Source organism: Blastococcus sp. SYSU DS0973 (assembly GCF_054051055.1).
This window is the reverse complement of the sequence record NZ_JBJHAN010000005.1, coordinates 15,148-32,194: the sequence shown is the minus strand read 5'-3', so window position 1 is coordinate 32,194 and position 17,047 is coordinate 15,148. Positions and strand designations below refer to the sequence as shown.

The following is a 17,047-nucleotide window of genomic DNA, read 5'->3' as shown; positions in this document are numbered from 1 at the left end:
GGACGCCGGGACTCCTCGCCGGGCCACTGAGGCGGAGGTCCGTACGGCGGAGGTCCGTACGGGGGAGGGCCGTACGCCGGCGGGCCGTACGGCGGACCTCCGGCGGGCGGCGGGGCGCCGTACCAGTCGTTGCCCGCCGGCGGCGGACGGTCGAACCGGGGACGCCGCACGGGCTCCTGCTGGGGCAGCGGCTCGGTCGGCCGGCGGCGGAGCCAGCGGGTCGTGCGGGAGTCCGGCGGGACGGAGGCCACGAGGCGGTGCTCCCTCAGGTCGGCGTCGGCGGCTCATCGTACGGCGGCGGGCTGTGCTCACCGGTGTCCTCGCGGCCGGGAAGGTCTGGCTCGCCGAGCCAGGCCTCGACCCGGTCGAGCTCGGCATGGGTCAGTCCGGCCATCAGGTCCGGCGCGACGACCAGCACGTTCGCCCTCGCGGCCAGCCACTCGCCGGTGTCCTCGGCCTGGTCGGCGAGGTCGTCGTCGATCCACACGATGCGCCGGCCGGGTTCGGCCTCGGCGACCGCCCGGGCGGCGGCCAGCTTCCACCATCCGGACAGCCCCCCGAGCCGGCCGCCGAAGCCGGTGGGGAGCGCGTCCCGGCTGTGGGTCCGCAGTCCCCGCGGCAGGCCCATCGGCTCGGCGAGCAGCCGGTCGGCCCGCTCGGTCCACGTCGTCAGCCACTGGAGCTCCACCCGCCCGGACTCGTGCCACGCGCGGAGCCGGGCGACGACGGTCGGGTCCCAGGACAGCACGTAGCCGGCGAAGGTGCCGCGCCGCCAGCCCTCCGGCAGGTCGCGGCGGAGGGCGTTGAGCACGCCGTCGACGTCCAGCAGCAGGAGGGGTGGGGGAGGGGTCATGGTGCAGCCCTACCCGCTCCGACCGCCCCTCCGATCAGACCCCCGCGCCGGCGGACGACCTCACCCGGCAGGGTGGACCCGGACCGCGCGGTGCCGGAACAGGTCAAGAAGGGGAGGCGGCGGGCCGAGGTCCAGGAGGTGAGCCGGTCCGGAGCGCCCGAGGTGGCGACGGTGCGCGTGATGGCGCAGACGCTCGCCACCTTCTACGCCTTCGGCGGGGCGGCCGGGCTGGTCATGACCGCTGGTCATGACTCCCGTGCCGATAGGTGGGCTCCGCTCCTCCTCGCGGTCGTCGCGCTGACCGCGGCCGTCGTCGCCGGCCGGTGGGGTTCGCGGTGGCCCAGGAACGTCTTCCACCTCCTCGTCGACGCGGCCACCGCGCTCATCTGCGCCACGGTGCTGGTCAGCCCCGACGCCGTGACCGCGCTGGCCGCCGCGGCCCTCACCGCGTTCGTCATCGTCGACGCCCACCTGTTCTTCACCGCACGTCAGGCGCTGGGGCACCTGGTGGTCGCCGTCACCGGCATCACCGTCTCCCTCCTGCTCGCCGGAGGGGTGGCCCTGACCACCGCACTGGCGCTCGACCTCGTGCTCGTCGGGCTCGGCGTCGTCATCCGGCGCCTGGTCGTCCTGGCGTCGGGCGCGAGCCGCGATCCGCTGACCGGCCTGCGCAACCGGCGGGGCTTCGACGCGGCGATGCTCGAGCTGATGGGTGAGTCCGTCCGCGCGCGGGAGCCGCTCTCCGCCGTGCTCATCGACGTCGACCACTTCAAGTCGGTCAACGACGCCCACGGCCACGAGGTCGGCGACCGCGTGCTGCGCCGGGTCGCCGACGTCTGGCGCGCCCAGCTGCCGTCCGGCGCGGTGCTCGCCCGGCACGGCGGCGACGAGTTCTCCCTCCTCTTGCCGGGGATGCGTGGCCCCGATGCGCTCGCCCTCGTGCGACGCATCTGCACGCTGCACCCCGACATCTCGCTGTCCTGCGGGGTCGCGCAGCACGGGTTCGGGGAGAGCGCCTCCCAGCTGATGCGCAGCGCCGACCGCGCCCTCTACGACGCCAAGGTCCTCGGTCGCGGCCGCGCGGAGCTCCGCGACGGCCCCGGGCATCGTTCCGAGGACGTGGTCGCGTCCCCGGCGCGCGCCTGGCCGACCACGTCGCCGTCCGCGGCCAGGACCTCGACGCAGGGAACGCCTTGGGTGCCTCCCGTGCCACGCCCAGGGACGTGCAGTACGCGCAGGGTCGCGCCCACCCCGCCGTCGCCGAACCGGCGGTCGTCGCCCTCCGTGTAGTGGCGCGGGTAGGTGACCGCCGTGCGCCGCCGTCCCACCGTCAGCCTCCCCGGACGGCCCTCGCGCCGCTCACGGCAGGCCCGCGTGCGGGACGGCGACCTGCGTCGACACCAGCACCGCCTCGCGCACCGGCGCCCGTGTGTGCTCGTGGAAGTCCGGGGCGCAGCACATCAGCAGCGTGCGGCCGTCCTCGCCGCCCAGCGCGCAGGCGTAGACGCCCATCCCGCCGGGTGCGGTGATCTCATCGACGATCGTCCCGCCGGGCGCGAGGCGGAGCACCCGCGAGCCGAAGCCGTCGGCGACCCAGACGTGCCCGTCGGCGTCCAGCGTGCAGCCGTCCGGCGCGACGACGACCTGCCCCAGCAGCTCCTCGACCGAGTCGCCCACCGGCTCGGCGCCCAGCGACGCCCACACCCGCCGCTCGCCCAGCGAGCCGTCGGAGCCGATGGCGAAGGCGGAGAGGCGGTTGCCCCACGTCTCGCCGACGATCAGCGTCGCGCCGTCCGGGGTGATCACCGAGCCGTTCGGAAAGCGCAGCCCCTCGGCCACCACGCTCACCGTGCCGTCGGGGTCGACCCGCTTGAGCGAGGCGGGCGCCGGCGCCCCGCCGCCCATCAGGTCGAAGCCGAAGTCGCCCACGAACGCGCGACCCGAGGCGTCGACCACCATGTCGTTGAGCAGGCCGGTGCAGACGTCGGAGAGGTCGGCGTGCGTCGACACCTCGCCGTCGGTGACCCGCAGCAGCCGGTGGTCCTTCATCGACACCACCAGCAGCGAGCCGTCGGGCAGCCAGCCCAGCCCCGACGGCTGGTTCTCCACCTCGAGGACGACGGTCTCCGCGCCACCCTCGGCCGCCACCCGGCTCACGGTGTGCCGGTAGAAGTCCGACACCCACCACTGCCCGTCGCGCCACCGCGGCCCCTCGAAGTAGGAGCCGCCCTCCAGCACCGTCCGGAACCCTCGATCAGCCATGCCGTCGGACGTTACGACCACCCGGCCTCGGGCACGAGGACGTCGCCACCTCCGGTTTTCCGCCGTGCCGGGGTGGGCAGGGCCTCGGGCATGGCGGCGGAAGACGTGCACCGGTGAGCGTCCGGACCCTGCTCGAGCGGGCGGTCGGCACGGTCGAGCGGTGGCAGCTGCTCGATGCGCCGGGCTACCAGGTCGAGCACGGGATCTCGCTGACCTTCCTGCTGGCGGGCCGGTACGCCCGCCCGCTGCAGGACCTCCTGCACGGCGTCTGGCTCGGGCACCCCCTGCACCCCTTCCTCGTCACCGTGCCGATCGGGTCCTGGAGCGCCGCCGCCCTGCTCGACGGCCTCGACGCCACCGGCCGCGGCGGTCCGGGCGCCGGGCAGGCGGCGCGCACCGTCGTCGGCCTCGGGATCGCGGGCGCGGTGGGCGCCGCCGCGAGCGGGATGACCGACTGGCAGCACGCCCACGACGAGGCCCGCCGGGTCGGCCTCGTGCACGCCGCCCTCAACAGCACCGCGCTCGCCCTCTACGCGTGGTCGTTCGCCGACCGGGGCCGCGGCCGCACGGTGCGGGCGCGGGTGACCGCCGCCGCCGGCTACGCCGTCGTCCTCACCAGCGGCTACCTGGGCGGCGTCCTGTCCTACCGCCACCGGCTCGGCGTCGACCACTCCGCGGCCGGCCGGTCGCCCCGCACCTTCACCCCGGTCGCCCGCCTGGCCGACCTCCCCGACGGCGAGCCGTTCGGCGCCGACGTCGACGGCGTTCCGGTGGTGCTCGTCCGCACCGACGGCGCGGTCCGGGCGGTCAGCGGGCGCTGCCCGCACATGGGCGGTCCGCTGGGGGAGGGCTGGCTGCACCGCGACGAGCTGGTCTGCCCGTGGCACGGGTCGCGCTTCGACCTCGACACCGGGGAGCCGGCGCAGGGGCCGGCCACGGCCCCGCTGCCCTGCTACGACACCCGCATCAGCGACGGCGCGGTGGAGGTGCGGCGGCGGGCCCGGTGGCGCAGCCCGACGGCGATCACCACGGAGGAGGAGGCGTCCCGATGAAGGCCGACGAGGTGCTGATCGCACACCACGACGTGCTGCGCGGGCTGCTCCGCGAGCTGGCGGAGACCACCGGGGCGCAGGCCGACCGGCGGGAGGAGCTCCGCGACCGGTTCCTCCGCGAGATCGAGATCCACGCCCAGATCGAGGACGAGCTGTTCTACCCCGCCGTGCCCGACGTCTCTCCGCTGCTGGCGCTCGCGCACGCCGAGCACCGGCAGATCGACGACCAGGTCGCGACCGTCATGCGCATGGACGTCACCGATCCGGAGTTCGCCACCGAGGTGCGCATGCTGGAGAAGACAGTGCGCCATCACACGATGGAGGAGGAGCAGCGGATGTTCCCCCAGTCGCACGCCCTGGGGGAGGAGCGCCTCGAGGAGCTCGGCGAGCAGTTGCGCGCACGGCAGCAGGAGCTGGCCCGGTCGGGCGGGATGCGGCTGATCGTGCGGCTCAAGCGGGCGACCCTCCGCTCCGTGTGACGGCTGCCCTCAGAGATAGCCGCCGGGTTCCGCCGCCCGCGCCTCGGCCGGGTGCACGCGCTCCTCGCGCCGGGCGTACAGCTCCGCCAGCGTCATCGGGCGCTCGGGAGCGGGAGCGCCGTCGCCCAGCCACGCCTGCGCCTCGCCCGGCGACAGCAGCTCGAACTCCACCTGGCTCAGGCACCGGCCGGGGCGAGTGATCGCCGGGTGCAGGCGGCCGACGTCCTCGTTGGTGGTCAGCAGGACCAGCACCCGGAGCCCGTGGCCGAGGATGCCGTCGCAGAGGTTCAGCAGCCGGCCCAGCGAGGCACCGGCCCGCACCTTGGCGTCCGAGCGCAGGTACTCGTCGCAGTCCTCCGCCACCACCAGCCGCCACCGGCCGTCGTCGTCCTCGTCCTCGTCGACCCCCGCCACCTGCAGCAGGTACTGCGGCTCGGCGAAGAGCCGCTCGGGGTCCATCACGTAGTGCACCCGGCACCAGTCCGACCACTCCCGGCCGAGGGCCCGCACGGCCGTCGTCTTCCCCGTTCCGGGGACGCCGTGCCACAGCACCAGGCGCCCGGCCCGTCCCGACATGTCGGTGGCCGTCATGAGCGATGCCAGCGAGCGCCGCGTCCGCTCCGGGTAGTTGACCGCGGCCTCGGCCCAGCTGGGTGCGGTCACCCGGCGTGAGGACTCCAGCCCGCCGTTCGAGCCGCCCGACCAGAAAGCCATCTGCACCTCGCCCTCCGGTGCGGCCGTGACCTGCTCGGCGCCGGCGACGACCTGCGCCACCAGCGCCTCGACGGCGGCCAGGTCGGCACCGACGACGTCGACCGTCGTCATCCGGTTGGCCACCTCCAGCCGCGCCAGCAGCCCCGGCAGGGCGGCGACGACCGTGCGGGAGCTGCCGTCCTTGCGGTCCAGGCGCAGCACCGCGCCGTCGGGGAGCAGCGGCAGCGGGTCCGCCACGGCGCCGGTCACCTCGCCGGTCCGCTGGTACGGCATGCCGCCGTCCCACTGGACCTGCACCAGCATTCCGCTGGCGATGTCGAACCGGTCCAGCCACAGGCCCGGCCGCAGGAACCCGTGCGGAGGAGGGGACTGGAGGTGGTCGGTCACGGCTCTCCCTGCGCAGGCGGTCGTCGGGCACGGACGGTAACCCGGAGGGGTGTCAGGACGCCTGGACGGCGATGCCCCCGGCCGCGGAGGCGGCCGGGGGCATCGGAGCGGGGAGCGTTCCGATCAGACGACGCGGCGGGCGGTGTTGTAGCCCCACACGGAGTCCACCGGGACGACGGCGACCGGCTGGCCGAAGGTCGAGGAGTGGACCATCAGCCCGTCCCCGACGTACATGCCGACGTGGCCGACCGGGTCGTAGAAGAAGATCAGGTCACCCGGCCGGAGGTTGGCCCGGTCGACGAAGACCCCGGCCGTCGACTGCGCCCGCGAGGTCCGCGGGATCTCGACGCCGGCGGCCTGGTAGGCCGACCAGGTCAGGCCGGAGCAGTCGTAGCCGCCGGGGCCGGTGCCGCCCCAGACGTAGGGCTTGCCCACCTGGGCGAGCGCGGTGTCGACCGCGACCCGGGCGGCATGGTCCGGCGCCGCCACCGGGGCGGAGGCGAGGGCCACCGGAGTCGCCGCGACCGGAGCGGGAGCGGGAGCTGAGGCCGAGGCGGTCAGCGGGGTGAGGGCGATCCCCGCGCCGGTGACGAGAGCGAGCGCCGCCCCGCGGAGGGAGCGGCGGGTGGTCGAGGACGTGCGGGTGGTCGTCATGGACGACGGGTTCTCCTGTTCTCCGACAACCGCCTACCGGGTTAGCTGACGGGTTCGGGCGGGGAACTCGCCCGGCGCTCCCGGTCGTGGCCGGGCGCGCTTCACCCCAGTGCTGCGGTGGGTCCCCGGTCCGGGCGGCGGTGCGATCCGACGTCCGGTTCGGCGGTGTCCGCGCGGGTGTCACCGGGTGTGGTGACGACGGGGCCCCGGGCGGACCGCGACGACGCTAGGTCGGTCACGGAAAGGTCACAAAGCGGCCGGACGCGACTCTCCGGGCCCTCCCGTGGCGGGCCATCCGACCCCGCCGGGAGCGCGACTCGCGAGCGGACCTCCGTCGATCCCGACGGCGGTCGCGACTCGTGTGCATCCGACAGCACGGAGAGCGATCGCGCACTTACTTTTCGATGGTCGGCATGCCCCGACTGGCCGTCCACGATCGCGTGCGCTGCGTCCCGGGCGGGGCGGTGACCGGCGCCACAGCGCGTCGGAGGTCCGTGCGAGCATCGCCGGGTGGCCCGCCTGCTGATCGCCAACCGTGGTGAGATCGCCGTCCGGATCGCCCGTGCGGCGGCGGCCGAGGGGATGACGTCGGTCGCCGTCGCGCCCGCCGACGAACCCGACGCCGCGCACCTCACCGCGGCCGACGAGGCGCACCTCCTCCCCGGCAGCGGCCCGGCCGCGCACCTCGACGCCGTGGCGGTCGTCCGGGCCGCGCGCGCCACCGGCTGCGACCTCATCCACCCCGGCTACGGCTTCCTGTCCGAGGACCCGGCGCTGCCGCGGGCCTGCGAGGACGGCGGCGGACCGCTGACCGTCGTCGGCCCGGGCGCCGCGGTGCTGGAGGTCCTCGGCGACAAGGTGCGCGCCCGGGCGGCCGCCACGGCCGCCGGCGTTCCCGTTCCGCGCGGCACCGCCGACGCCGTCACGGCGGAGCAGGTGGCCGAGCTGGTGGCGGCCACCGGCGCGGTGATGCTGAAGGCGCGGTTCGGCGGCGGCGGACGGGCCACCCGCGTCCTCCGCCGGGGCGACGACGTCGTCGCCGCCGTCGCCTCGGTCTCCGGCGAGGCCCGGGTCGCCTTCGGCACCGACGCGCTCCTGGCCGAGGACCTGGTCGAGGACGCCCGGCACGTCGAGGTGCAGGTGCTCGGGGACGCCGTCGCCGACGTCGTCGTCCTGGGCGACCGCGACTGCTCCCTGCAGCGCCGCCGGCAGAAGGTCGTCGAGATCGCGCCCGCGCCGAACCTGCCGGGTGCGGTCCGGAGGCGGCTGCACGACGCCGCGGCGGCGCTCGCCCGGCAGGTCGGCCTCCGGGGGCTGGCCACCGTCGAGTTCCTCGTGCCGGCCGGCGACCCCGAGCGGTTCGTCTTCCTCGAGTGCAACCCGCGGCTGCAGGTCGAGCACCCGGTCACCGAGGAGACCCTCGGCCTGGACCTCGTGCGGCTGCAGCTGCGCGTCGCCGCCGGCGCCACGCTCGCCGACCTCGGGCTGGCCGACGGCCCGCCCCGCCCACTCGGGTGCGCCGTCCAGGCCCGGGTCAACACCGAGACGCTCACCGCCGACGGCGCCGTCGTCCCCGCCGCGGGCACGATCGCGTCCCTCGCCCTGCCCGGTGGCCCCGGCGTGCGCGTCGACACCGCGGCCCGTCCGGGCAGCGAGGTCAGCCCCCGCTACGACTCCCTGCTCGCCAAGGTGGTGGTGCACGAGCGGCAAGGCGGTCTCCCCGAGGCGCTGGCGCACCTGCACCGGGCGCTGGCCGAGGTCGACGTCCGCGGCGTCGCCACGAACACCGGCGTCCTCCGGGCCCTGCTGGCGCATCCGGAGATCACCGAGGCGACCACCACCTTCGTCGACGACCACCTCGCCGACCTCGCGCCGGCCGTCGCGGCGGAAGCCGGGGAGACCGGCGACGGGCTCCGGGCGCCCGTGCCCGGCACCGTCGTCGCGATCGAGGCCGGGCCGGGCACGACCGTCGAGCCCGGAGGAGCGGTCGTCGTCCTCGAGGCGATGAAGATGGAACACGTCGTCGCGCCGCCGGCCGGTGGCACCGTCCGGCGGATCGCGGTGCGGATCGGCGAGACCGTCCGCCAGGGTCAGCTGCTCGCCGACGTCGAGCACGCCGCGTCCGGCGGGGACGCGCAGCGCGAGGAGATGGACCTCGATGCGGACCGCCCCGACCTCGCCGAGGTCCGCCGCCGCCACGAGGCCGGCCTCGACGCGCACCGGGCGGAGGCCGTGGCCAAGCGGCACGCCCAGGGCCGGCGCACCGCGCGGGAGAACCTCGCCGACCTCGTCGACCCGGGCAGCCTTCTCGAGTACGGACCGCTGGTCTTCGCCGCCCAGGAGCGCCGCCGCAGCCGGGCGGAGCTGCAGGAGCGCACCCCCGCCGACGGCGTCGTCGGCGGGCTGGCCGACGTCAACGGCGACCTGGTCGGCCGGGAGAGAAGTGCGGCGGTCGTCGTCTCGTACGACTACACCGTGCTCGCCGGCACCCAGGGCATGCGCGGGCACCTCAAGAAGGACCGGCTGTTCGAGCTCGCCGAGAAGCGCCGGCTGCCCGTCGTGCTCTTCGCCGAGGGCGGGGGAGGGCGGCCCGGCGACGTCGACTCCACGCACGTCTCCGCGCTCGACACGATGGCCTTCACCCTGTTCGGCAAGCTCTCGGGGCTGGTGCCGACCGTGGGCATCGCCAGCGGCCGCTGCTTCGCCGGCAACGCGGCGCTGCTCGGCACCTGCGACGTCGTCATCGCCACCGAGGACGCGAACATCGGCATGGGCGGCCCGGCGATGATCGAGGGCGGTGGGCTCGGCGTCGTCACGCCGGAGGAGATCGGCCCGATCGACGTCCAGCACGCCAACGGGGTGGTCGACGTCCGGGTCGCCGACGACGCCGCCGCCGTCGCCGCGGCGCGGCAGTACCTCTCCTACTTCCAGGGGCCGGTCGCCGACTGGACCGCGCCCGACCAGCGTGCCCTCCGCCACCTGGTGCCGGAGAACCGCAAGCGGGTCTACGACATGCGCGCCGTGCTGCACGCGCTGGCCGACGAGTCCTCGGTGCTCGAGCTCCGCGACGGCTGGGGCGCCGGCATGATCACCGCGCTCGCGCGGGTGGAGGGCGCGCCGCTCGGCGTCGTCGCCAACGTCCCCACCCACCTCGGCGGGGCCATCGACTCCGACGCCGCCGACAAGGCCGCCCGGTTCCTGCAGCTGTGCGACGCCCACGGCCTGCCGGTCGTGTTCCTCTGCGACACCCCGGGGTTCATGGTCGGCCCGGAGTCGGAGAAGACGGCCACCGTCCGGCACTTCTCCCGGCTGTTCGTCATCGGCGCGAACCTCTCGGTGCCCATCGGCACGGTGGTGGTCCGCAAGGCCTACGGCCTCGGCGCGCAGGCCATGGCCGGGGGGAGCCTCAAGGTGCCGCGGTTCGCCGTAGGCTGGCCGACCAGCGAGTTCGGTCCGATGGGCCTGGAGGGCGCGGTGCGTCTGGGCATGCGCCGGGAGCTGGCCGCCATCGAGGACGACGCCGCGCGGGCCGCCGCCTACGACGCCGCCGTCGCCGCCGCCTACGAGAACGGCCGGGGCCTCAACGTCGCCGCCCACTGGGAGATCGACGACGTCATCGACCCCGCCGACACCCGCCGGTGGATCACCACCCTGACCCGCGAGGCGGCGGCCACGCCGCGCCCGCCCGGCCGCGTCCGGCCGCACGTGGACACCTGGTGAGTCGCGCGACGAGGTGAGAAGGGCAGCGCCGTGGTTGGCGCGGCGCCCGGCGGGGCACGGAGGAACCTGATCAGGCGCCGGCTCGAGTCGGCCGACGACGAGGAGGCAAACATGGGAATGATGCGCAAGCTCATCGCGTCCGGTGTGGCGGCGAAGGTGTTCCAGGAGGCCAAGAAGCCGCAGAACCAAGCGAAGATCAAGAAGTTCATCTCGGACTTCCAGAACAAGAGCGGTGGCGGCGGCGCAGGCAAGGGCCGCGGCGCCGTCCGCTGAGCCCTCCGGCACCGTGCGGAGCCGGGGAGCGGCCCCCGCGCAGGAGGCATCCGCCTCCCGGGCGGGGGCCGCTCCCGTGCCGTCGGGAGCCGAGCCCGCGGGGGCGCCGGTGAGGACGCGCGAGGAACACTGGCAGGAGCGGCTGGCGCTCCCGGTCCTGATCGCGGCGCTGGCCTCCATCCCGGCGATGTTCCTGACCGTCGCCGAGGGCACGCTGGGCACCGCCGGCCACGTCATCGACGTCGTCAGCGGGCTGGTGCTGGTCGCCGAGACGGTCATCCTGCTGGTCGTCGCCGAGAACAAGCGCGCCTGGCTGCGTGGACACCTGGGGCTGGTCGCCCTGACCGTCGCGGTGGTCGTCGCCGTCGTCTTCGCGCTGGGCCCCGTGCAGATCCTGCGGCTGGTGCGCACCGTCGGCGCGCTGCGCATCCTGCGCGCCGGGCGCATCGTCAAAGCCGCCCGCAGCGTCAGCAACCGCATGGGCTTCACCGGCCGGCTCGCCCACGTGGCCGCCGCCGGCGCGGGGGTCCTGGTCGCCGTCTTCGTCGGGGTGGTCCTCGCCGATCCGACGTCCCGCTCGCGCGACCTCATCACCGCCGTGCTCGGCGAGATCAGCACGCCGCTGATCGTGGCGCTGTCCGCGGTCGCCGGGATCGTGCTCGGCGTGGCCACCTACCTGCTCGCCCGCGACCCCGGTGCCGGCCCCGACGCGGAGGACGACGGCGCGGACGACGACGGCGCGGAGGACGACGGCGGGCAGCGCGCAGCATGAAGCTCGCGGACACCGGGGCGTCCCATGCGTGGACGGGCCCGGAACGGGCACCCACCACTCATGGGAATCATGAGCAAGATCGCCAAGGGTGGCATGGCCAAGAAGGTCATGGACGAGGCCCGGAAGCCGCAGAACCAGCGGAAGATCAAGGACGCCGTCTCCAAGTTCACCAACAAGGGCAACAGCAGCGGGACCAAGCGCCCGTGACGTCGCGTCCCCGGCCCGAGCGGCCGGGGACCGGTCTGTAGTAGACCGGACGCATGCGTCGCATCGCCGTCCTCGACGACTACCAGTCGGTCGCGGCCGAGTTCACCGACTGGTCGCAGCTACCGGAGCCGGCGGAGGTCGTCGAGTTCCACGACAGCGTCGCCGACCCCGACGCAATCGCCGCCCGGCTGGCGCCGTTCGACGTCGTCGTCGCCATGCGTGAGCGCACCCGGTTCAGCCGGGAGCTGCTCGAGCGGCTGCCGAACCTGCGGCTGCTCGTCACCACCGGCATGCGCAACAAGTCCATCGACGTCGAGGCGGCCGCCGAGCTCGGCATCACCGTCTGCGGCACCGGTGCCTCGGGCACGGCCACCGTCGAGCTGACCTGGGCGCTGATCCTGGCCACCGTGCGGCACGTGCCGCAGGAGGACGCCGCGATGCGCGCCGGCGGCTGGCAGACCACGATCGGGGGCGACCTCGCCGGTGGCACCCTCGGCGTCATCGGCCTCGGCCGGATCGGCTCCCAGGTGGCCCGCATCGGCGCGGCCTTCGGCATGGACGTCGTCGCCTGGAGCCAGAACCTCACCGACGAGCGGGCCGCCGAGGTCGGCGCCCGCCGGGTCGACCGCGACGAGCTGTTCGCCACCGCCGACGTCGCCACCGTCCACCTGCTGCTGTCCAAGCGCACCCGCGGGCTCATCGGCGCCGACGACCTCGCGCTGATGAAGCACACGGCCGTCCTGGTCAACACCAGCCGCGGGCCGATCGTCGACGAGGCGGCGCTGATCGACGTGCTGCGCCGCGGCGCCATCGCCGGCGCGGGCCTCGACGTCTACGACCGCGAGCCCCTGCCACGCGACTCCCCGCTGCGGGAGCTGCGCCGCGCCGTCCTGACCCCGCACCTGGGCTACGTCACCCGCGGCACCTACGAGGTCTTCTACGGCGAAGCCGTCGAGGACGTCGCCGCCTTCCTCTCCGGCGCCCCGATCCGGGTGATCACCCCGTCCTGATCCCTGCCGGGTCCGACGGTCGGCCGACGACCGGCCCACCGGCTGACCGCCGCCGGGGAGACGGGTCGCGGGGGCCCCGGTCACCCGGCGTCGCGGCGCAGCAGCGACCAGCCGCCGGCGGCCAGGGCCACCGCGGCCCACCCGACCAGCAGCATCGTCGCCTGGCCGGCCGCCATGTCCAGCTCACCGAGCAGCGTCCAGATGGCGGCGGAGCCCGGCAGCCACTCGGCGAGGACCGTCAGCCACTCGGCACCGAACGCGGGCAGCAGGGCGGGCAGCACCAGCTGGAGCAGGAACACCGCGGCCAGCGCGGCGGCGGTGCTGCGCAGCAGGAACCCGGCGCCAGCGGTGAGCACGCTCCCGGCCAGCAGCACAGCGGCGATCCCGCCGAGGCTGCCGGCGAGCTCGCCGGCCGGCAGCGTCAGGTCCGGCGCGATGAGCCGGGCAGCGACGTCGGCGACCAGGGCGAGCAGCACTCCGGCCACCGTCGCCACGACGGCCGGGACGGTGACCCGCGCGGCCAGCAGGACGCCGCGGCGCGGGGTCCACTGCAGCGTCGGCCCGATCGCCCCGCTGGCGTACTCCTGGGTGACGGCGAGCAGCACCAGCACGAGCAGCGCGAACTGCCCGACCACGACGCCGTACTGACCGGCGACGGCCGCCGTCGCGGTGGTTCCGGAGGCGGTCGCCATCGCGGCCTCCTCGACGGCGGTCGAGGTGCCGATGCCCACGACGGCCAGGGCCGCGGCGCCGAGGCACCACCACGTCGTCCGCACGGTGCGCAGCCGCAGCCACTCGGCGGACGCCGCCCGCGCGAACACGGTTGCCGCGCCCGGCTCCGCCGTCCGGACGGCGCTCACCGCCGCACCTGCCCGGCCGGCTCGGGCGCGCCCAGCACGCGGTACTGGACGCTGTCCCCGGTGAGGTCCAGGTACACCTGCTCCAGCGAACTGTGCTCCTCGGCCAGCCGGTGCACCGCCACCCCCACCTCGAGCGCCACGTCGCCGACGGTCTCCGCCGACGCACCCTCGACCAGCAGGTCGCCGTCGCCGGTGGGGTGCACCCGCAGCTTCCGGCGCAGCAGCGCGCCGGCCAGGTCGTCGCCCGACGGCGTCCGCACCCGCACCCGGCGGTTGGCACCCTCACCGCGCATGACCTCCGCCATCGACGCGTCGGCGATCAGCCGGCCGCGGCCGATGATCACCAGGTGGTCGGCGGTCTGCTCCATCTCGCTCATCAGGTGGCTGGACAGCAGCACCGTGCGGCCCTCGTCGGCCAGCTCGCGCACGAGGCGGCGGATCCACCGCACGCCGTCGAGGTCCAGGCCGTTCATCGGCTCGTCGAACAGCAGGACGGCGGGGTCGCCCAGCAGGGCACCGGCGATGCCCAGCCGCTGGCGCATGCCGAGGGAGTAGCCGCGCACCCGCCGGCGGGCGGCGGGGCCCAGCCCCACCTGGTCGATCACCTCGTCGACCCGCCGCACCGGGATGCCGTGCGTGCGGGCGGCCACCCGCAGGTGGTCGCGGCCGCTGCGGCCGGGGTTGACCGCCTGGGCGTCGAGCAGCGCGCCGGCCGCGCGCAGCGGTTCGGCCAGCCCGGCGAACGGCCGCCCACCGACCAGCGCCCGGCCGGAGGTGGGCCGGTCCAGGCCGAGCACCATCCGCATCGTGGTGGACTTGCCTGCGCCGTTCGGGCCGAGGAAGCCGGTCACCGTGCCCGGCCGGACGTCGAAGGTGAGGTCGTCGACGGCGCGCACCGCGCCGTACTGCTTGGTCAGCCCGCGCACCTCGATCATGCGGGGCTCCCGGGGAGGCGCCGGGGCGGGGATGGAGTCATGCGCCGAGCCTGTCGGGTGGTCGGGGCGTCGCGGATCACCCGGCGGCGCCGATCCGGGTCCCCCGCGCGGGGGAGTGCGGAAGCGCGCTGACGGGGGAATCGCCCGGCCGGTCCATCGGCCAGGATCGCTCCATGCCATCGACGATCCCCGGCCGCGGCGCCGCGCCGATCGCCGCCCGGGCCCGGGAGCTGCTCGCCGCCGCCCGCCCGGGCTGGCCGGGCCGGGCCCTCTACGCGCTGGCGGGCCTGCCCCTCGGGTTGCTGTACCTGGCGCTGTACGCGGGGCTGGTCGGCTCGGTCGTCGCGGTGATCTACGGCGTCGGCGTGCTGCTCATCCTGCTCGTGCTGGCGGCCACCCGCGGCCTCGCCGGCCTGGAGCGCCGGCTGGCCCGCACGCTGCTGGGCGTCGACGTCCCGGACGGGGAGCGGGTGCGCGATCAGCGCGGCGTCGTCCGGGCGCTGCGGCGCCTCGTGTTCGCCGCCGACACCTGGCGCGCGCTCGGCTGGCTGGGCACGCGGGTGCTGCTGGGCGTGGCCACGCTGGCGGCCGTCTTCTTCGGCAGCGCCGCGTTCGTCGCCCTCGGCTGGGGCACCGGCTGGAACCCGCTCACCGCGCTGCCGCTGCTGGCGCTCATGGCGGCCGTCGTCGTGCTGACCCTGGCGGTGCTCGACCTGCTGGTCCGGCTGGCCGCCGCGGTGGCGCCGCGGCTGCTCGGCACTGCGCCCGAGCAGCGGATCGCCGCGCTGCAGCAGAGCAGCCGCCGGCTGGCCGACCGCAACCGGCTGGCCCGCGACCTGCACGACACCATCGGGCACGCGCTCACCGCGAGCCTGCTCCAGGCCCGCGCCGCGCAGCGCACGCTGACCCCCACCGGCGACCGGCCGCTGCAGCCGGAGTTCGCCCGGCAGGCCCTCGGCCACATCGAGACCAACACCCGCACCGCGCTGGCCGAGCTCGACCGGGTCCTCACCGTGCTGCGCGCCGAGGACGGCGGTGCCGACCCCCACCCCTTCGCCGCCCCCTCGCTCGCCGACCTCGACGGGCTGCTGGCCGGCCTGCGCGACGGCGGTCTGCCGGTGGCGCTGGTCGTGGACGGCGACGTCGACGACGTGCCGCCGGCGGTGCAGGAGCTCGCCTACCGGGTGGTCCAGGAGGGGACGACGAACGTGCTGCGGCACGCCGGCACCCCGCTCACCGTCGCCCAGGTGGTGCGCAGCGGCGACACCCTCGACGTCCGGGTGTGCAACGAGCGGGCCTCGCAGCTGGACAGCCGACCCGGCCCCGGCGGCGGCCGCGGGCTGGCCGGCCTGCGGGAGCGGACGGCGGCCGCGGGCGGCACCCTGTCCGCCGGGCCCTCGCCGTCCGGGGGCTTCGACCTGTGCGTGACCCTGCCGCTGGCGGGGGCCGCGTGACCCCGCTGCGGCTGGTCCTCGTCGACGACGACGTGCTGGTCCGGTCCGGGCTGCGGGTGATCCTGGAGAGCGAGCCCGACCTGACCGTGGTGGGGGAGGCCGGCACCGGGCGGCAGGCGCTCGAGGTGGCCGCGCGCACCGATCCCGACGTCGTCCTCATGGACGTGCGGATGCCCGATCTGGACGGCATCGCCGCGACCGGGGAGCTCGTCGCCCGCGATCCGCAGCGGCCGCGGGTCCTGGTGCTGACCACCTTCGAGGACGACGACTACCTGTACCGCTCGCTCCAGGCGGGGGCCAGCGGCTTCGCGCTCAAGCGGGCCGACCCCGACGAGCTCGTCGACGCGATCCGGGTGGTCGCCCGGGGCAGCTCGCTGGTGCTGCCCGACCTCACCCGCCGGCTGATCGCCGCGCACGCGCCGTCCCGCGCCCGGGGCAGCGCCGCGCTGCCCGAGCTGACCGGCCGCGAGGCGGACGTGCTGCGGCTGGTGGCCGGCGGGCTGTCGAACGCCGAGATCGCCACCGAGCTGTTCCTCAGCCGCGAGACGGTGAAGACGCACGTCAGCAGCGTGCTGCTCAAGCTGGGCGCCCGGGACCGCACCCAGGCCGTCATCGCCGCCTACGAGAGCGGCTTCATGACCGCCTGAGTCCCCCGCCCTGTCGTGCACACCTCGGCGCATCGCTAGGTTCGGCGCTCGTGACCGACGAGCGGACGTCCCCCTTCTTCGAGGCCTCCCGGCAGTGGTGGGCCGACGGCGAGCTCGCCGTCGCCGGTGTCGTCGACCGGCTGGCCGACGACGAGCTGGCCGGCGACTCGGCGCTCCCCGGCTGGTCCCGCGCCCACGTCGTCGCCCACCTGGCCCGCAACGCCGACGCGCTGGTGAACCTGCTGACCTGGGCGCGCACCGGCGTCGAGACGCCGATGTACCCCTCCCGCGCCGTCCGCGACGCCGACATCGAGGCCGGCGCGGCCCGGCCGGCGGCGGAGCTGCGCGCCGACCACGCGGCCGCCTGCGGCCGGCTCGCCCAGGCGATCGAGACGACGCCCGCTGAGGCCTGGGCGGCGGAGGTCCGCAACGGCCAGGGGGTGACCGTGCCGGCGTCCGTCGTGCCGTGGATGCGCGCCAAGGAGGTCTGGGTGCACGGCATCGACCTCGACGCCGGTCTCACCTTCGCCGACCCCGGTGCCGAGTTCTGCAGCGCGCTCGTCGACGAGGTGCTCGCGCTCTTCGCCGCGCGCGACCAGGGGCCGGACGTCACCGTCGCCGCCACCGACGTCGACCGGACGTGGGGGAACGGCGGCACGCGGGCCGAGGGCCCGGTGGCCGCGGTCGCTGCGTGGCTGACCCGCTCCGACGCCTCGGGGCTCTCCGGCGAGGTGCCGCCGCCGCCCGCCTGGCTCTAGCGGAGCCCGG

17 protein-coding genes and 1 riboswitch are annotated in these 17,047 nt (G+C 75.7%); of the genes, 11 read left to right on the top strand and 6 right to left on the bottom strand.

Features of this window, described 5'->3' with window-relative positions:
• Positions 1 to 265: 265 nt before the first annotated feature.
• On the bottom strand, positions 266 to 853 hold the full coding sequence (locus ACI791_RS10395) for an HAD domain-containing protein (RefSeq protein ID WP_456585976.1): 588 nt from the start codon (positions 851 to 853) through the stop codon (positions 266 to 268).
• Positions 854 to 943: 90 nt separating this feature from the next.
• Between ACI791_RS10395 and ACI791_RS10390 the strand changes: the two genes are divergently transcribed.
• On the top strand, positions 944 to 2,143 hold the full coding sequence (locus ACI791_RS10390) for a diguanylate cyclase (RefSeq protein WP_456585975.1): 1,200 nt from the start codon (positions 944 to 946) through the stop codon (positions 2,141 to 2,143).
• Positions 2,144 to 2,212: 69 nt separating this feature from the next.
• Here ACI791_RS10390 and ACI791_RS10385 read toward each other — a convergent pair whose 3' ends face one another.
• A complete protein-coding gene (locus ACI791_RS10385) occupies positions 2,213 to 3,115 on the bottom strand; it encodes an SMP-30/gluconolactonase/LRE family protein (RefSeq protein ID WP_456585974.1) in 903 nt (300 codons plus the stop codon).
• 113 nt (positions 3,116 to 3,228) lie between these two features.
• Here ACI791_RS10385 and ACI791_RS10380 point away from each other — a divergent pair, with 113 nt between their 5' ends.
• Together ACI791_RS10380 and ACI791_RS10375 are read left to right on the top strand one after the other, a co-directional pair.
• Positions 3,229 to 4,167, top strand: a complete 939-nt coding sequence (locus tag ACI791_RS10380) for a Rieske 2Fe-2S domain-containing protein (RefSeq protein WP_456585973.1) — start codon at positions 3,229 to 3,231, stop codon at positions 4,165 to 4,167.
• Positions 4,164 to 4,646, top strand: a complete 483-nt coding sequence (locus tag ACI791_RS10375; RefSeq protein WP_456585972.1) for a hemerythrin domain-containing protein — start codon at positions 4,164 to 4,166, stop codon at positions 4,644 to 4,646. The genes ACI791_RS10380 and ACI791_RS10375 overlap by 4 nt, the downstream gene beginning before the upstream one ends.
• A gap of 9 nt (positions 4,647 to 4,655) precedes the next feature.
• Here the strand turns inward: ACI791_RS10375 and ACI791_RS10370 are convergent, their stop codons facing one another.
• Both ACI791_RS10370 and ACI791_RS10365 read right to left on the bottom strand, forming a co-directional pair.
• Positions 4,656 to 5,747: a DUF5925 domain-containing protein gene (locus ACI791_RS10370; RefSeq protein ID WP_456585971.1), complete on the bottom strand. Its 1,092-nt coding sequence runs from the start codon at positions 5,745 to 5,747 to the stop codon at positions 4,656 to 4,658.
• Between the two features lie 123 nt (positions 5,748 to 5,870).
• A complete protein-coding gene (locus tag ACI791_RS10365; protein WP_456585970.1) occupies positions 5,871 to 6,401 on the bottom strand; it encodes a C40 family peptidase in 531 nt (176 codons plus the stop codon).
• Between the two features lie 15 nt (positions 6,402 to 6,416).
• Positions 6,417 to 6,576: riboswitch (cyclic di-AMP (ydaO/yuaA leader) on the bottom strand.
• A 335-nt stretch (positions 6,577 to 6,911) separates the two neighbouring features.
• Here ACI791_RS10365 and ACI791_RS10360 point away from each other — a divergent pair.
• The 5 genes from ACI791_RS10360 (at position 6,912) to ACI791_RS10340 (ending at position 12,383) form a co-directional block, all read left to right on the top strand.
• Positions 6,912 to 10,121: a carboxyl transferase domain-containing protein gene (locus tag ACI791_RS10360; protein ID WP_456585969.1), complete on the top strand. Its 3,210-nt coding sequence runs from the start codon at positions 6,912 to 6,914 to the stop codon at positions 10,119 to 10,121.
• 111 nt (positions 10,122 to 10,232) lie between these two features.
• Positions 10,233 to 10,394, top strand: coding sequence for a hypothetical protein (locus ACI791_RS10355; protein ID WP_456585968.1), 162 nt, complete (start codon positions 10,233 to 10,235; stop codon positions 10,392 to 10,394).
• 109 nt (positions 10,395 to 10,503) lie between these two features.
• Positions 10,504 to 11,166: a hypothetical protein gene (locus ACI791_RS10350; protein ID WP_456585967.1), complete on the top strand. Its 663-nt coding sequence runs from the start codon at positions 10,504 to 10,506 to the stop codon at positions 11,164 to 11,166.
• Between the two features lie 60 nt (positions 11,167 to 11,226).
• On the top strand, positions 11,227 to 11,373 hold the full coding sequence (locus tag ACI791_RS10345; protein ID WP_456585966.1) for a hypothetical protein: 147 nt from the start codon (positions 11,227 to 11,229) through the stop codon (positions 11,371 to 11,373).
• Between the two features lie 53 nt (positions 11,374 to 11,426).
• Entirely contained in the window at positions 11,427 to 12,383 is a 957-nt protein-coding gene (locus ACI791_RS10340; protein ID WP_456585965.1) for a D-2-hydroxyacid dehydrogenase family protein, read from the top strand.
• Positions 12,384 to 12,463: 80 nt separating this feature from the next.
• Here the strand turns inward: ACI791_RS10340 and ACI791_RS10335 are convergent, their stop codons facing one another.
• Complete coding sequence (locus ACI791_RS10335; protein ID WP_456585964.1) at positions 12,464 to 13,243, bottom strand: hypothetical protein; 780 nt, start codon at positions 13,241 to 13,243, stop codon at positions 12,464 to 12,466.
• Positions 13,240 to 14,178, bottom strand: coding sequence for an ABC transporter ATP-binding protein (locus ACI791_RS10330; RefSeq protein ID WP_456585963.1), 939 nt, complete (start codon positions 14,176 to 14,178; stop codon positions 13,240 to 13,242). The genes ACI791_RS10335 and ACI791_RS10330 overlap by 4 nt, the downstream gene beginning before the upstream one ends.
• A 173-nt stretch (positions 14,179 to 14,351) precedes the next feature.
• On the opposite strand from ACI791_RS10330, the gene ACI791_RS10325 reads away from it, so the two are divergent.
• The 3 genes from ACI791_RS10325 to ACI791_RS10315 are packed head-to-tail and all read left to right on the top strand — an operon-like array spanning position 14,352 to position 17,037.
• Positions 14,352 to 15,632: a sensor domain-containing protein gene (locus tag ACI791_RS10325; protein WP_456585962.1), complete on the top strand. Its 1,281-nt coding sequence runs from the start codon at positions 14,352 to 14,354 to the stop codon at positions 15,630 to 15,632.
• On the top strand, positions 15,629 to 16,279 hold the full coding sequence (locus ACI791_RS10320) for a response regulator (RefSeq protein WP_456585961.1): 651 nt from the start codon (positions 15,629 to 15,631) through the stop codon (positions 16,277 to 16,279). The genes ACI791_RS10325 and ACI791_RS10320 overlap by 4 nt, the downstream gene beginning before the upstream one ends.
• Positions 16,280 to 16,329: 50 nt before the next feature.
• On the top strand, positions 16,330 to 17,037 hold the full coding sequence (locus tag ACI791_RS10315) for a maleylpyruvate isomerase family mycothiol-dependent enzyme (protein WP_456585960.1): 708 nt from the start codon (positions 16,330 to 16,332) through the stop codon (positions 17,035 to 17,037).
• Positions 17,038 to 17,047 lie beyond the last annotated feature (10 nt).

Excerpts from the sequence above, each read along its gene's own strand:
- ACI791_RS10395 (WP_456585976.1), bottom strand. The coding sequence starts at position 853 with ATGACCCCTCCCCCACCCCTCCTGCTGCTGGACGTCGACGGCGTGCTC.
- ACI791_RS10385 (WP_456585974.1), bottom strand. The coding sequence starts at position 3,115 with ATGGCTGATCGAGGGTTCCGGACGGTGCTGGAGGGCGGCTCCTACTTC.
- ACI791_RS10375 (WP_456585972.1), top strand. The coding sequence starts at position 4,164 with ATGAAGGCCGACGAGGTGCTGATCGCACACCACGACGTGCTGCGCGGG.
- ACI791_RS10365 (WP_456585970.1), bottom strand. The coding sequence starts at position 6,401 with ATGACGACCACCCGCACGTCCTCGACCACCCGCCGCTCCCTCCGCGGG.
- ACI791_RS10355 (WP_456585968.1), top strand. The coding sequence starts at position 10,233 with ATGGGAATGATGCGCAAGCTCATCGCGTCCGGTGTGGCGGCGAAGGTG.
- ACI791_RS10345 (WP_456585966.1), top strand. The coding sequence starts at position 11,227 with ATGGGAATCATGAGCAAGATCGCCAAGGGTGGCATGGCCAAGAAGGTC.
- ACI791_RS10340 (WP_456585965.1), top strand. The coding sequence starts at position 11,427 with ATGCGTCGCATCGCCGTCCTCGACGACTACCAGTCGGTCGCGGCCGAG.
- ACI791_RS10330 (WP_456585963.1), bottom strand. The coding sequence starts at position 14,178 with ATGATCGAGGTGCGCGGGCTGACCAAGCAGTACGGCGCGGTGCGCGCC.
- ACI791_RS10325 (WP_456585962.1), top strand. The coding sequence starts at position 14,352 with ATGCCATCGACGATCCCCGGCCGCGGCGCCGCGCCGATCGCCGCCCGG.